The sequence below is a fragment of the Streptomyces sp. Ag82_O1-12 genome (genome assembly GCF_900182715.1).
GTDB lineage: Bacteria > Actinomycetota > Actinomycetes > Streptomycetales > Streptomycetaceae > Streptomyces > Streptomyces massasporeus.
Genome location: NZ_FXUW01000001.1, coordinates 4524664 through 4538614, shown reverse-complemented (window position 1 = coordinate 4538614; position 13951 = coordinate 4524664). Strand labels below are relative to the sequence as shown.

The 13951-nt window shown below is 72.1% G+C and carries 14 protein-coding genes; 5 read left to right on the top strand and 9 right to left on the bottom strand.

Translation table 11 applies throughout. The features are described 5' to 3' along the window. Positions 1 to 256: 256 nt before the first annotated feature. Both QOL88_RS20835 and QOL88_RS20830 read right to left on the bottom strand, forming a co-directional pair. Positions 257 to 1468: a cation:proton antiporter gene (locus QOL88_RS20835; protein ID WP_097218215.1), complete on the bottom strand. Its 1212-nt coding sequence runs from the start codon at positions 1466 to 1468 to the stop codon at positions 257 to 259. Between the two features lie 592 nt (positions 1469 to 2060). Further along, entirely contained in the window at positions 2061 to 2846 is a 786-nt protein-coding gene (locus QOL88_RS20830; protein WP_097218214.1) for an AraC family transcriptional regulator, read from the bottom strand. A 70-nt stretch (positions 2847 to 2916) separates the two neighbouring features. On the opposite strand from QOL88_RS20830, the gene QOL88_RS20825 reads away from it, so the two are divergent. Both QOL88_RS20825 and QOL88_RS20820 read left to right on the top strand, forming a co-directional pair. Beyond that, a complete protein-coding gene (locus QOL88_RS20825; protein WP_179878917.1) occupies positions 2917 to 3750 on the top strand; it encodes a phytanoyl-CoA dioxygenase family protein in 834 nt (277 codons plus the stop codon). Further along, positions 3747 to 4022, top strand: coding sequence for a hypothetical protein (locus QOL88_RS20820; RefSeq protein WP_097218212.1), 276 nt, complete (start codon positions 3747 to 3749; stop codon positions 4020 to 4022). Before QOL88_RS20825 ends, QOL88_RS20820 begins: the two co-directional genes overlap by 4 nt. Positions 4023 to 4035: 13 nt before the next feature. On the opposite strand, the gene QOL88_RS20815 is transcribed toward QOL88_RS20820, so the two are convergent. The 7 genes from QOL88_RS20815 to QOL88_RS20785 form a co-directional block, all read right to left on the bottom strand. Further along, the gene (locus QOL88_RS20815) at positions 4036 to 5238 is read right to left on the bottom strand and encodes an acyl-CoA dehydrogenase family protein (protein WP_097218210.1); all 1203 of its coding nucleotides are present in this window, start codon (positions 5236 to 5238) and stop codon (positions 4036 to 4038) included. A 1-nt stretch (position 5239) separates the two neighbouring features. Next, positions 5240 to 6190 (bottom strand): 3-hydroxyacyl-CoA dehydrogenase NAD-binding domain-containing protein, encoded by a 951-nt coding sequence (locus QOL88_RS20810; RefSeq protein WP_097218208.1) that lies wholly within the window; start codon positions 6188 to 6190, stop codon positions 5240 to 5242. Further along, the gene (locus QOL88_RS20805) at positions 6187 to 6933 is read right to left on the bottom strand and encodes an acetoacetate decarboxylase (protein WP_097218206.1); all 747 of its coding nucleotides are present in this window, start codon (positions 6931 to 6933) and stop codon (positions 6187 to 6189) included. Before QOL88_RS20805 ends, QOL88_RS20810 begins: the two co-directional genes overlap by 4 nt. Positions 6934 to 6940: 7 nt before the next feature. Further along, on the bottom strand, positions 6941 to 7717 hold the full coding sequence (locus QOL88_RS20800; protein WP_097218204.1) for a crotonase/enoyl-CoA hydratase family protein: 777 nt from the start codon (positions 7715 to 7717) through the stop codon (positions 6941 to 6943). A 19-nt stretch (positions 7718 to 7736) separates the two neighbouring features. Next, complete coding sequence (locus QOL88_RS20795) at positions 7737 to 8906, bottom strand: CaiB/BaiF CoA transferase family protein (RefSeq protein ID WP_097218203.1); 1170 nt, start codon at positions 8904 to 8906, stop codon at positions 7737 to 7739. A gap of 164 nt (positions 8907 to 9070) precedes the next feature. Next, positions 9071 to 9982 (bottom strand): LysR family transcriptional regulator, encoded by a 912-nt coding sequence (locus QOL88_RS20790; RefSeq protein WP_097218201.1) that lies wholly within the window; start codon positions 9980 to 9982, stop codon positions 9071 to 9073. A 208-nt stretch (positions 9983 to 10190) separates the two neighbouring features. Continuing rightward, entirely contained in the window at positions 10191 to 10544 is a 354-nt protein-coding gene (locus tag QOL88_RS20785; RefSeq protein WP_143668872.1) for a hypothetical protein, read from the bottom strand. Between the two features lie 170 nt (positions 10545 to 10714). Here QOL88_RS20785 and QOL88_RS20780 point away from each other — a divergent pair, with 170 nt between their 5' ends. From QOL88_RS20780 to QOL88_RS20770, 3 genes are all read left to right on the top strand, one after another. Further along, a complete protein-coding gene (locus QOL88_RS20780) occupies positions 10715 to 11890 on the top strand; it encodes a sensor histidine kinase (protein WP_097218197.1) in 1176 nt (391 codons plus the stop codon). Next, a complete protein-coding gene (locus tag QOL88_RS20775; protein ID WP_097218195.1) occupies positions 11887 to 12597 on the top strand; it encodes a response regulator in 711 nt (236 codons plus the stop codon). Before QOL88_RS20780 ends, QOL88_RS20775 begins: the two co-directional genes overlap by 4 nt. A gap of 96 nt (positions 12598 to 12693) precedes the next feature. Beyond that, entirely contained in the window at positions 12694 to 13872 is a 1179-nt protein-coding gene (locus tag QOL88_RS20770; RefSeq protein WP_097218193.1) for a serine hydrolase domain-containing protein, read from the top strand. Positions 13873 to 13951 lie beyond the last annotated feature (79 nt).

Sequence of the window (13951 nt, the reverse complement as noted above, 5' to 3'; positions counted from 1 at the left end):
CAGACGGCCGGTCGGCAGGCACCGGTCGCCGGGCGGCAGGCGGCAGGCGGCGGGCGGCAGGCGGCGGGCGGCAGGCGGCGGGCGGGGCGCGGTGTCCCGGGTGAGACACCGCCGCCGGCGCCAGCCCGGCGGGTCATCGTCATCGCCGAGCGGGCTCTGCTGCCGGAGCGCGGGTCGCGCGCCCGCCGGACGTGCCCGGCAGGCGGCGGGGTGCCGTGCGCCGTGGCCGCCGCCCGGGATTTCCCGGCTCGGCAGATCAACGGTGGGCGGGAGCCGCCTCCTTGGGCGGCTCGGCGGCGGCCGGCGTCCGGTGTGGCGCGCGGCGGGGGACGCGGCGTGCCAGGGGTTCTGTCCAGCGGGCCGCGAGGGGGCCGAGGATGACCAGGATCAGGACGTAGGCGGTGGCCAGGGGGCCGATGCGGGGTTCGGCGCCGACGGCGAGGCCGGCGATGACGATGGAGAACTCACCGCGTGCGACGAGCGTGCCGCCCGCGCGCCAGCGGCCCCGGGGCGAGATCCCGGCGCGGCGGGCGGCCCAGTAGCCGGTGGCGATCTTCGTCAGGGTGGTCACGGTGGCCAGGGCGAGCGCGGGCAGCAGCACGGGCGGGATGGCGGCCGGGTCGGTGTGCAGGCCGAAGAAGACGAAGAACACCGCGGCGAACAGGTCCCGCAGCGGGGTGAGGAGACTGCTGGCGCCCTCCGCGACCTCGCCGGACAGGGCGATGCCGACCAGGAACGCGCCGACGGCCGCGGAGACGTGCAACTGCTGGGCGAGGCCCGCCACGAGAAGGGTCAGGCCGAGGACGGCCAGCAGCAGCATCTCGGCGCTGTCCGACGACACGGCACGGCTCACCAGACGGCCGTGCCGCAGCGCCACGTAGAGGACGGCACCCACGGTGCCCAGCGAGATCAGCAGCGTGACCGCGCCGCCCGCGAGGCCCGCCCCGGCCAGCAGGGCGGTGAGGATCGGCAGGTAGACCGCCATGGCCAGGTCCTCCAGGACCAGCACACCGAGGACGACCGGTGTCTCGCGGTTGCCGAGCCGCCGCAGGTCTCCCAGCACCTTCGCGATGACCCCGGACGAGGAGATCCAGGTGACCCCGGCCAGGGCGACGGCGGCCACCGGCCCCCAGCCGAGCAGGAAGGCCATCGCGGCCCCCGGCACGGCGTTGAGCACGAAGTCGACGGCGCCGGAGGGGTATTGGGTCTTCAGCGTGGTGACGAGCTCGGAGGCGCTGTACTCCAGGCCGAGCAGGAGCAGCAGGAGTATGACGCCTATCTCGGCTCCGGTGGCGACGAACTCCTCGCTGGCCTGCAGCGGCAGGATGCCGCCCTGCCCGAAGGCGAGTCCGGCCAGCAGGTACAGGGGGATGGGCGAGAAGCCCACCCGTCCGGCGAGGCGTCCGAGGAGTCCCAGGACGAGGATGATCGCCCCGAGTTCGATGAGCATGGCGGTGGTGTCGTGCACGGGCGTCTGACCTCCGTTGATCGGGTCTGCGGCGTCTGTGCCAGTGGGCGCGAGGGCCCGGTGGTACGGCTCGGTGAGCGGGAGAAGAGGAGAAGAGAGGGGGCGCGACCCCCGCGCCCGGGCGGCCCGGACGGTGGATCACGCGGTGCTGCGGCGTCGGCGGTGTGCTCCGCTCCGGCGGTCGTCGGCCGGAGCAGGCGTGCTGCGCAGGGCCTCGGCCCTCAGGCGTCAGGCGTCACGCCTTACGCGCCACGCGTCATGCGCCACGCGTCACGCGTCAGAAGGCGGGGAGAACGCTCACACCGCGCTGTCGGTATCAGGAACGCCGTCACGGGCGGCGTTGTGGACGCGGACGGGCACCACTCGCCCCATGTCACGCCCCCTCACGCCGGCCCGGGAATCCGGGCGGCCACTGTGCCGACGAACCGAGCGGCCGGCCGACTGTGCACGGCGGCGCTCAACCGAATGTAATGGCTCGGTAAAGAATCCTAGCGCACGCCAAAAGCCCTTGATCGCACAGAAGTTCTGAGGGTGTCACCCGAAGAGCCGCTCACCGGACCGCGAGGCATCGCGGTGGCGCGGCTGCTGACGCCTATGCGCCCGCGGCCTGCCGCACGGCACGTGGCGACGCGCCGAGTTCCTTGCGGCAGGTCTTGTTGAAGGCCTGGAGGTCGGGGATCCCGACCGTCGCCGCGACGGCCGGGATCGCCAGGGTCGAGGCGATGAGCAGATGGCGGGCGCGCTCCATGCGGCGCCGCCGTACGTAGCCGACGACCGTGTGCCCGGTGTCCTCGCGGAACAGCCGGGTCAGGTGCGTGTGGGACACCCCGGCGGCCCGGGCGATGCCGGGGACGCTCAGCGGGTCGGCCAGGTGCTCCTCGATGTGCGCCATGGCCGCCCGCACCGCCGGATGCCGGGCCCCGGAGGGCGCCTCCGTGGCCTCGGCCAGGCCGGTCGTGCGCCACAGCACCGCCCACAGTTCCGCGGCGGCGCGGACCGGGGACTGCGCGCCCGCCGCGATCGTCTGGCGCAGCAGCGCGCTCAGCACCGCCGCCTCCGGGCCGGCGTCCTGCATCGCCGGGACCCGGCGCCGCTCCCCGTCGCCCGGCAGCCGGAAGTGGGCGTAGAGGTGCTCGCAGCGCGGGGCGTCGTAGTGGAAGTGCACCTCCGTGCCGGGCGGGACGAGGCTGAGGTGCCCGGGACGGATCGGGTGCCGCGCGCCGTCGAATTCCAGGGTGCCGGAGTAGCCGTAGAGGTGGAGCTGCCACAGCTGCGGGAGGCGGAAGACCTCGTGCGGGCCGGCGGAGCCGTGCACGCCCACGCCCGCGTGCACCCGGTCGGGCGGCAGATCGAGGGGCAGTTCCACGAAGGTCGGCATGGTGGAAAATTACCAGTGGTCGCCGATTACACCCCACGACTACGGGCTTCCGCGCTTCTACGGTTGCGTCATGCCAACCACACAGCAGCTGTTGAGCTCCGTCGAGGTGGCGCGGTTCACGGCCCACGGTTTCCTGCGCCTCGACGGCGTCGTGCCCCGGGAGATGAACGAGGAGGCGCTCGGTGTCTTCGCCGCCGGGCCACTGCCCGCCGTGCCCTACGGCACTCCCGTGCCGAAGGCCTTCCCCGAGGGTTCCTTCGCCCGGCGGCTCCTCGAACTGCCCGCTGTGGCGGGCGCGCTGGAGAGCCTGGTGGGTCCGGACCCGGCCGTCGACCACCACTTCGTGCACACCCGCCTGCCCCATGAGGGCAGTGCGCAGCCCTTGCACGCCGACGCCCTCATCGACGTGCGGGCCGACGCCTTCGACGTGCAGCTCATGTACTACCCGCAGGAGGTGACCGCCGGGATGGGCGGCACACTCGTCGTCCCGGGCAGCCATCTGCGCCGCACCAACGAGTCCGACACCGGCCGCTACCAGAACCTGCGCGGCCAGACCCGGCTGACCTGCCCGGCCGGCACCGTGCTCCTGCTGCACCACGGCATCTGGCACGGCGGGCGGCGCAACGACAGCGACACCGTCCGCCACATGTACAAGATCCGCTTCAACCCGACCGTGCCCCAGGTACGGCTGTGGGACACGCGGGACGCCGACTCCCCCGCCGTGCGCGAGGAGCTGCGGCGCACGTTCCCCTGGTACGAGCAGGCCACCGCCCGGCTGGAGATCCACAACCGGATCCTGCTGTGGCGCGCCCTGTCCGCCGACCCCGGCTTCGACGTCGACCACTGGGCCACCCGCATCACCAACCGGCCCGCAGCGCCCGTCTCTCGGAGGAGCACCGCATGACCACCACCCGGCAGCAGGTCCTCGTCCTCTACCTCGCCACCTCGGCCCTCGACTCCGAGGTCGTCGGCTGGGCCCGCTACGACGGCACGGGCTCGACCCGCCCGACGACCGGCGACAGCGACGAACCCCCGTACGAGACGGGGGTCGGCGCCCTGGAAGACGGCTGGCGGCTCTTTCAGGCGGCCCCGCTCGTGCCGCCGTACCCGGGGGCGGAGCACGCCACCTCGTTCCTCAAGCACGAGTTCTTCTTCGAGAAGCTCGTCGCTCACTGAGGGCGGCCGGTGATCAGACGAAGGCGCTCTCGCCGGTGATCGACTTGCCGACGATCAGCGTGTTCATCTCGCGGGTGCCCTCGAAGGAGTAGATCGCCTCCGCGTCGGCGAAGAAGCGGGCGATGTCGTGGTCCAGCAGGATGCCGTTGCCGCCGAAGATCTCCCGGCTCCAGGCCACGACCTCCCGCATCCGGGAGGTGACGAACGCCTTGGCCAGGGCGGAGTGTTCGTCCCGGAAGATCCCGGCGTCCTGGAGCCTGGCGAGCTGCACCAGCATCCCCCAGGACGCGGTGATGTTGCCGAGGCTCTTGACCAGCAGGTCCTGCACGAGCTGGAAGCCGCCGATCGGACGGCCGAACTGGCGGCGCTCCCGGGCGTAGTCCAGGGCGAGTTCGTAGGCGCCGGCCATGACGCCGAGGGCCTGCCAGGCCACCCCCGCGCGGGTCGCGCGCAGGATCTCGGCGACGTCCCGGAAGGAGTTGATGTTCTGGAGACGGTTCGCCTCGGGCACCCGGACGTCGGTCAGGGTGATCTCGGCGTTCTCCACGATCCGGAAGGCGAGCTTGTTCTGGATCTTCACCGGGTCGAAGCCGGGCATGTCCTTCTCGACGACGAATCCCTTGACGTGGTTGTCGTCGACGTCCCGGGCCCACACCACGACGTGGTCGGCGAAGGTGGCGTTGCCGATCCACTTCTTGGCGCCGTTCAGGACCCAGGTGTCGCCCTCGCGCTTGGCGGTGGTGCGCATGCCGCCCGCGACGTCGGAGCCGCCGAGGGGCTCGGTCATGGCGAACGCGCCGATCTTGTCCATGGCCGCCATGGCCGGGAGCCAGCGGTCGCGCTGTTCCTGGTCGCCGCCGGAGTACACGGAGTACATGGCCAGGCCGTTGTGGACGCCGAAGAAGGTCGACACGGAGGCGTCGGTGCGGGTCATCTCCATGGCGAGCATGCCGGACAGGAGGTTGCTCACGGCCGGCTTGTGCTCGCCGTAGCCCTCGTAGGGCAGGCCGGCCAGGCCGCTGTCGCGGAACAGGGTGATGAGCTCCTTCGGGAACTCGCCCTTGGCCCAGTTGTCGTTGACCAGCGGCTTGACCTCGTCGCGCATGAGGGCGCGGGCCTTGAGGAGGATCTTGCGCTCGTCGTCCGGCAGCAGCGACTCGTAGCCGTAGAAGTCGGCGGCCGGCAGGTCCTCCAGGAGCTCCATGGTGGTGGTCATCTCAGTTCTCCTCCTTTTCGGTGCTGTCCAGGGCGGCCAGGACAGCGAGCTGCCTGCGGTCGCGCGTCTCGGTGAGTTCCGAGTACGTGGAGGAGCCGTAGGCCTTTTCGACGGCTTCGATGAGCCGTTCCTGTCGTTCCTCGTCCAGCGGCGAGGTGGCGCCGCCCGCGCCCGTCTGCTGCATCGACGCGCCGATGTGCGCGACCAGGTGCCGGTAGCCGCCCGGCCCGCCGCCCAGGTGCGAGCCGAGGAACGGCCCGACCGTGGCCCAGCGCAGGCCCAGCGAGTTGATCACGACCTTGTCGAGGTCCTCGGGGGTGACCACGCCCTGGTCGACGAGGTGCACCGCCTCGCGGGCGAGCGCGTTCTGCAGACGGTTGCCGACGAAGCCGGGGATCTCCTTGCGCTCCACGACCGGGGTGCGGCCGACCGAGGTGTAGAAGTCCAGCGCGGCCTGTACGGCGTCCTCGCCGGTGCGTTCGCCGGGCACGACCTCGACCAGCGGGACCAGATGCGGCGGGTTGAAGGGGTGGCCGATGAGGACGCGGGCGGCGTCCTCATCCGCCAGTTCCCCCGTGAACGCGGTCGACGGGATCGCCGAGGACGAGCTGAGCAGCAGGGCGTGGGCCGGGGCCTCGCGGGCCAGGGTGGCGAACAGGTCCTTCTTGAACTCGGCCCGCTCGGGGCCGTTCTCCTGGACGACGTCCGCGTCCCGGACCGCCTCGGTGACATCGGCGGCGATGTGCACGCGGTCGGCGATGCCCGTCACGTCCAGGCCCCGGGCGGCCAGGTGCGGGGCGTACTGCTCCAGGGCCTCGGTGACGGCCTCGGCGAGGTCCTCGCGCGGGTCGCTCACCAGGACGGTCAGTCCGTGCGCGGCGAACAGGGCCGTCCAGGACAGTCCGATGGTCCCGGCGCCGATGACGGCGGCCGTACGGAAGGGGCGGGTCATGACGCGACCCCCTTCAGGTAGTCGTGGACCGGCTCGACGCCCGACAGCGTCAGGTCGGTGAGGATGTGGCTGGCGGAGACGACCTCCAGCACCGGCAGGTCGGCCAGCGGGGCCAGCACGTGCTGGAACAGCTGGAGCCGGGCGGGGCCGGTCCAGGCCTCCTTGACGGTGAGGTCGGTGATGCGGGTGCGGACGAGTTCCTGCACGCGCGGCATGCCGTCGTAGCCGGGGACGGTCTTGACCATGAACGTCGGCACGCCGATCTGTTCCTCGGCCTCGCGCCGGTCCAGCTCGTGGTGCTTGTAGCCCATGGTCGCGGTGGCGACCCGCAGGCTGCCGTGGTCGAGGGTGCCGACGAGCGCGCCGGAGTCGACGTACAGCGCCGGGGAGCCCATGACCTTCGGGTAGGCGGAGACCTCTCGTCCGGAGGCGGTCGCGGGGAAGTTGTCGAGGTACATCGCGTGCAGGTACTCGCCCCGCTCCCCCTCGAAGCCGACCTGGATCGCCTGCCCGGCCTCGGTGTAGGGGCCGTAGCCGCTGACGTCGCCCATCTTCATGACCTCGAACCGGACCAGCGGCTCCTCGACCCGCAGCGGTTCGGGGACGACGGCCCGCAGCGCGTCGGGGTCGGTGCGGTAGACGACGTTGAGGTACTCGCGGTCCGTGAACCGCGGGACCGTCGGCGCGAACGCCGGGCTGGTGAGCGGAGTGGTGAGGTGCTGTCGTACGTCCTCGGTCCTCATGCCCGGCTCACCGCCCCGTCCACCGCGCGGGACGGCGCTCGGCGAAGGCGGTCATGCCCTCGCGGACGTCGTCCGAGGTCATCAGGGTCTTCATCTCGCCGCGCTGGAACGCGAAGGCCTCCTCGTCGGAGGCTCCATCGGCGGCGCGGACGACGCGCTTGACGGCCGCCAGCGCGAGCGGGGCGTTGTCCGCGACCCGTTCGGCCAGCCGGAGCGCCTCGGCGACGGCCTGCCCCTTGGCGGTGACCCGGTTGGCCAGGCCCAGTTCGCCCGCCCGGCGGCCGTCGACGGGCTCGCCGGTGAGCAGCAGTTCCATCGCGAGGTGGTGCGGGATGCGCTGGGGCAGCCGGATCACGCCGCCGCCCGCGGCGATCAGGCCGCGCTTGACCTCGGGCAGCCCGAACCGGGCGTCCTCGGCGGCGACGATCAGGTCGCAGGCCAGGGCCAGTTCGAAGCCGCCGCCCATGGCGAAGCCCTCGACGGCGGCGATGAGGGGCTTGTCCGGCCGGGCCTCGGTCAGGCCGCCGAAGCCGCGGCCCTCGACCTCGGGCGATTCGCCGCGCAGGGCGGCCTTGAGGTCCATGCCGGCGCTGAACGTGCCGCCCTCGCCGGTCAGGACGCCGGCCCGCAGCGTGGGGTCGGCCTCCAGTGCGTCGAGTGCGGCGGCCAGGGCGGTGGCGGTCGCCGCGTTCACGGCGTTGCGGGCCTCGGGACGGTCGAGGGTGATCAGCAGGGCGGAGCCGATGCGTTCGGTGCGCACGACGGGAGGGGTGGGGGTGCTCATGACTGTCCTCCTGTGGCAATCAGCGGGCGGCGGCGTCGAGTTCGGCGAAGACGTCCTCGGTGTCCTGGCCCGCGACCGGTGCCAGGCGGCGGATCGAGCCGGGGGTGGCGGAGAAGCGCAGCGGGATGCCGATCGTGCGGACGGTGCCCTCGGTCGGGTGCTCGACGGTGTCGAGCAGGTGGCCGCCCTGGACGTAGGGGTCGTCGTGGGCGCGGTCGAGCTCCAGCACGGGCGCCATCGGGATGCTGTGCTTGGCGCACACCTCCGCCCACTCCTCGGTGGTGAGGGCCGGGGCGCACGTCTCCAGGAGCGCGGCCAGGTCCTCGTGGTCGGCGCTGTCGATGGCGTCGCCGTTGACCCGCGGGTCCTCGGCGAGGTCCGGGCGTCCGGCGGCGGTGAGGAAGTCCCGGTAGTTCTGCGGGTTGTACGGCATGACGCAGGCCAGGCCGTCCTTGGTGCGCACGGCCTTGTGGCCCTTCAGCATGGACAGCGCGAAGCCGGTGGGGCCGGTCTCGGGCACGTGGGTGTGGCCCGCGAGGTGCTCGACCAGGTTGAACGCGATCAGGGTGTCCGTCATCGGGATCTCGACGAGCTGGCCCTGGCCGGTCCTGTTCCGGTGCAGCAGGGCGGCCAGCACGCTGTAGGCGATAGTCAGGGAGGAGACCTTGTCGCCGATGATGGTCGGCAGGTAGACGGGCTCGCCGAGCGCCCGGTCGGCGATGTCGACCAGGCCGGAGGCGGCCTGCACGGTCTCGTCGTAGGCGGCGTTGCCGGCCCGGTCCGAGTCGCTGCGGAAGCCCTGGGCGTGCGCGTAGACGAGGCCGGGGTTGCGGGCGGCGATGTCGTCGTGGGAGAGGCCGAGGCGGTGCAGGGCGCCGGGGCGCATGTTGGTGATCAGCACGTCCGCGGTGTCGATCAGCCGCAGGGCGCGCTCGCGGTCGGTGTCGTCCTTGAGGTTGAGGGCGACGCTGCGCTTGTTGCGGTTGACGTTGAGGTTCAGCGGGGTCATGCCCGGGGTCGTGCGGTAGTGGCCGGTGCGCACGGTGTCGGAGGGCGACTCGATCTTGATCACGTCGGCGCCCAGGTCGCCGAGGATCTGGGCGGCGTAGGGGCCCATCACCACGGTCGAGAGGTCGATCACGCGGATGCCCTCCAGCGGGCCGGCGACGGTGTCGGTGATGTCCGTCATCGGTTTTCTTCACTCCTCGGTTCGCCATGTGTGTGTATCTGGAAACTAAGTTAGCGCGATACGCGCGGCGAACGAAAGCGAAAGAGGCCGAATGGAATGACCGAATAACGAAGAGCGGTATGACCGCTGTGGTCATACCGCTCTTCGTGAAGATTTTCAGGTGATTATGAGTGGAGCGGTTCGGCGAACACCTCGCGGGCCGCTGCCACGACTTCTTCCAGGTCACCGCCGTGCGCCCGGTCCTTGCGCCAGATCAGACCGGTCTCCAGACGGGGGTGGAAATCGGAGAAGGGAAGGACGACGACATTGTCGAGACGGTAATTCTGCACGGGACTTCTGGAATCCAGCATGGAAATGGAGAACGCCAGACCGCTGGAGACTATTTCGGAGACCCCGTCGAAGGTGGCGCTGCCCAGCTCCACGCGCTTCTTGATGCCGAGTTCGGCGAGCTGCTGGTCGAGGCCGCGAAAGTAGGCGTTGGTCACGGCCGTCGGGGAGCCCGCGTAGGCGAGCTCGGCCAGCTCCGCGAGGGCGACGGACTCGCGTCCCGCGAACCGGTCCCGGGGCACGACCGCGCCGAGCCGCTCCGACATCACCGGCATCTGCTCCAGCGCCGGGTCCCCGCCGGCCGGGAGCCGGGCCAGGGTCAGCGCCAGCCTGCCGTCGCACACCGCGTCGACGAGCCGGTCGGTGCCGCCGGGCCAGCGTTTGATCTCGAACCGGTCGCCGACCCGCTCGGCGAGGGCGTCCATCCGTTCCCGCAGGTCGGGATGGACGCCACTGGGAACGCCGAGCAGCAGGGTGGTCCGCCGCGGCCGGGCCGTCTCGTCCAGCCGCCAGCGGATGGAGTCGACCTGCTCCAGCACCCCGCGCGCGATCGGCACCAGCGCGCTGCCGGCCGGGGTGAGCCGCACGTGGTGGGTGTCCCGGTCGAACAGCCGGTGCCCGACCTCGTTCTCGAGGTCCTTGATCCGCCGGCTCAACGGGGAGGCCGCCATGTGCAGTTTGCGGGCCGCGGTGGAGAAGTTCAGCTCTTGGGCGACGGCGAGGAAGTAGCGCAGGTGCAGGAGCTCCACGGCGGTCAGCCTAGCCGCTGGGGCCGCGCTGTCCGACCGCCGGCGCCCGGACGACGGGCCGTGGCGGGCGTGGGCTCGGCGTAGATGTCTCGCCGGTCATTCACCTGCGGAACAGGGAAACCCTGGGGCCGATCGGCCGGCGGCCCGGCGGAGGCGAAAGGGCCCGTCCGGAATACGGAACGGGCCCTTTCGCGTCAGCGGAACGGGGTCAGTCGAGCACGATGCACGTCGTGGGCACCCAGCCCTTGGTGCCCCGGTAGTTGATGTAGTCGAACTGGTCGCTGCCCTGACCGCACTTGCTGTCGTACCACTTGGCCTTCTCGTTCTTGAGGCTGCAAGCGGTCTTCCCCTTCGGGAAGAGCCCGAGGGCGGTTCCCGAAATGCTCTTCGTCTTCCGAATCTTGACGCTTTCCCGCGCCTTCACCTTTTCACCGCGCGCGCAGGTGGCGCTCACGGAGACGTCGCCCGAAGGGGCGGTCGCCGCGGCAACCGCGGGAGTTGAGGAGAAAGCGAGACCCGCCAGCGCCACGACACTCAGTGCGCCCATTACCTTCTTACGCATGACACCCCGTTCTTGACATGGTATTGCGGTCGAATCCAACCTAGCAGTCCGGCAGTGACACACCGTCGAATGGTGAATGGGGGACGGAAAGGGCCTGTGCCGGTTCCGTGAAGGATGCCGAGAGAGGGCGTCGGCCTTCCGCCCGGACAGGCGCACTATCTTGGGCGGTCATGGGGGACTTGCGCGGGGATCTGCGAGCGTGGTGGGAGAGCGGGCGGGCGCTGACGTCGGCCCATCCGCTTCTCGTCGATGTCGGTGTCGCGCTCCTCGTGCAAGGGGCGGTGACCATGCCGTTCGTCGTTCCCCGGGCGGCCGGGGCACCGCCCGCGACGTGGGGCGCGTACGGGCTGAGCACACTCACCGCACTGCCCCTGGTCTGGCGGCGCCGCGCTCCCGTCGCGGTGCTGTTCGCGGTGCTGGCCACCGCCGCGCTGTACGGCCTGGCCGTGGACGGGCCCGGGCAGCCTCTGCCGTACGTCGGACTGGTGGTGGTGTACACGATCGCCGCGCTGTCGTCCGCGCGGAAGCGGGCCGTCACCGGAGGCGTCCTGCTGCTCGCCGTGCCGGTGGGGGTGTGGCTCAACAGCCGGTCGGCGCGCGAACTGACCTTCTCCCTCTTCGTGTTCGCCGCCGCCTACGTGTTCGGGCGGCTCACCGACGCCCGGCAGCGGGCCCACCGGGTCGAGGCCGAGCAGGCCGCGGCGCGCGAACGGGCCCGGATCGCACGGGAGATGCACGACATCCTCTCCCACGCCGTCAGCCTGATGATCGTGCAGGCCGAGGCCGGACCGGTGGCGGTGCGTGCCGCGCCCGAGCGGGCCGAGGCGGCCTTCGACGCCATCTCCGCGGCCGGCCGGGACGCCATGGCGCAGTTGCGGCACATGCTGGGGGTGCTGCGGGACGACGGTGCCGAGAGCGACGGCACCGCCCCGCGCGAGCCGCAGCCCGGGCTCGCCGCACTGCCCGGACTGCTCGACCGGGTGCGCGCGAGCGGGCTCGACGTGACGTACCGGGCCGTGGGGGACGTCCGCCCCCTCCCCGAGGGCGTGGGGGCCACCGTCTTCCGGGTGGTGCAGGAGGCCCTGACCAATACCCTCAAGCATGCGGACGCACATACCGTGCAGGTTCAAGTGACGTACTCCGCTGCCGAGTTGGAGGTCGCCGTGAGCGATGACGGGCGGGGGTCGTACGCCGTGCCCCGTCGCGGCGGGCACGGGCTCGTCGGGATACGGGAGCGGGCCGCGGCCCACGGGGGCGGCGCGGTCGCCGGGCCGGGCCCGGGCGGGCGCGGGTTCGAGGTACGGGTGCGGATCCCCGTCCCCGCGGCGGCGGAGGTGAGGGCGTGACGATCCGGGTCGTGGTCGCCGACGACCAGGAACTCGTGCGCAGCGGCTTCGCGATGATCCTGGACGTGCAGCCGGACATCGAGGTCGTCGCCGAGGCGGGTGACGGCGCCGAGGCCGTCGAGGCGGTGCGGCGGCACGCGCCGGACGTGGCGCTGCTCGACATCCGGATGCCCCGTGTGGACGGCATCGAGGCCTGCCGGGCGATCAGCGCCGCGGGCGACTGCCGGACGGTGATGCTGACGACCTTCGACTCCGACGAGTACGTGTACGAGGCGCTGCACGCGGGCGCGAGCGGCTTCCTGCTCAAGGACGTCCGCCGGGACGACCTCGTGCACGCCGTGCGGGTCGTCGCCCGGGGCGACTCGCTGCTCGCCCCCTCCGTCGCCCGGCGCTTGGTGGAGCAGTACACCCGCCCCGCCTCCCGGCCCCGCCGGTCCGATCCCCGGCTGGACGTCCTGACCGCCCGGGAGCGCGAGACGCTGCTGCTGCTCGCGCGTGGCCTGTCGAACGCCGAGATCGCCGCCGAGCTGGTGGTCAGCGACCACACCGTCAAGACGCATGTCGGCAACGTGCTCGCGAAGTTGGGCCTCAGGGACCGGATCCAGGCCGTGATCTGCGCCTACGAGACCGGCCTCGTCGCCGCCGGGGATCCCCCGCCCGGGGGAGCGGACCGGGCCGGGCCCTCCCCCGCGTCGGCGAGGAAGTGACGCCGCAGGACCGCCGGTGAGGGCGATCCGCGCGGCGGCGCGGCTCCGGAGGATGAGGGCATCACCCAACCCCCCTCCTTCGCAACGGAGTTCGTCATGAAGACCCGCACCAGCCTGCTGACCGCCGCCCTGCTCGTCGCGGGCATCGCCGCGGGGCCGTCCGTGCTCCCGGCCGCCGCCTCCGCCCCGGCCGTGCCGTCGGCCGCGCGGTCCACCACGGGGCAGTCCCCGAACGCCGCCCTCGAAGCCGCCCTCGCCGGCCTCCCCGACGCCGACGCCACCGCCGCCCTCGTGCGCGTCGGCGGCAAGGAAGGCACCTGGCACGGCAGCTCGGGCGTCCACGACCTGCGGAGCGGCCGGCCCGCCGATCCCGCCGCCCGGTTCCGCGCCGGGTCCGTCACCAAGGTCTTCACCGCCGTGGTCGCCCTGCGACTGGCCGAGGAGGGCCGCCTGGACCTGGACCGCAGCGCCCGCTCCTACCTGCCGGAGCTCATCCCGGCGACGTACGCGGGCGTCACCGTCCGGCAGCTCCTCGACCACACCCACGGCATCCCGGCCCCCGACTTCCCCGGTAGCACCGTCGAGGAGGCGTACGCCAACCGCTTCCGGGTGTACGACCCCCGGGACCTGGTCCGCTCGGCGACGTCGAAGAGGCCCGAGTTCGCGCCGGGCGAGCGGCAGCACTACCTCAACATCGGCTACACCGTCGCCGGCCTGCTCATCGAGCGCGTCACCCACGACTCCTACGAGCATCAGGTGGCCCGGCGGGTGCTCGGGCCGCTGGGGCTGCGGGACACCTACTTCCCGGGGACGAACCCGCGCATCACCGGGCCGCACAACCACGGCTACCAGACGATGCGGCTCGACGACGGCACGACCGGGCTCCGGGACGTCACCGTGTGGGGGGCGACGGACGCGTGGGCGGCCGGGAACATCATCTCGACCACCGCGGACCTGGAGACGTTCACCCGAGCCCTGTTCCGGGGGCGGATCGTACGGGGGCCGCTGCTGGAGGAGATGTTCACGCTGCCCGAGGTGACCGACGTCAGGACCGGGAAGCCGGCCGCCTACTCCGTCGGTCTGTCCATGAAGGTGCTGGGCGGGCGCGAGGTCTGGGGCAAGACGGGCGGGCGCTGGGGGTACAACACCGCCATCGCCTCCACCCGCAACGGCTCGCGCACCCTCGTCTACAGCGTCAACTCCACCGACGCCAAGGGCCAGGACATGAACCGGACCGCCGAGAAGATCATGGTGGCGGCCTACGGCAGGCCGTAGGCCGCCCGCCCACGTCACCGGCGGGGCGTGGCCCGTACCAGCCCCGTCCGGTACGCGATGACGAACGAGGACGGCGACC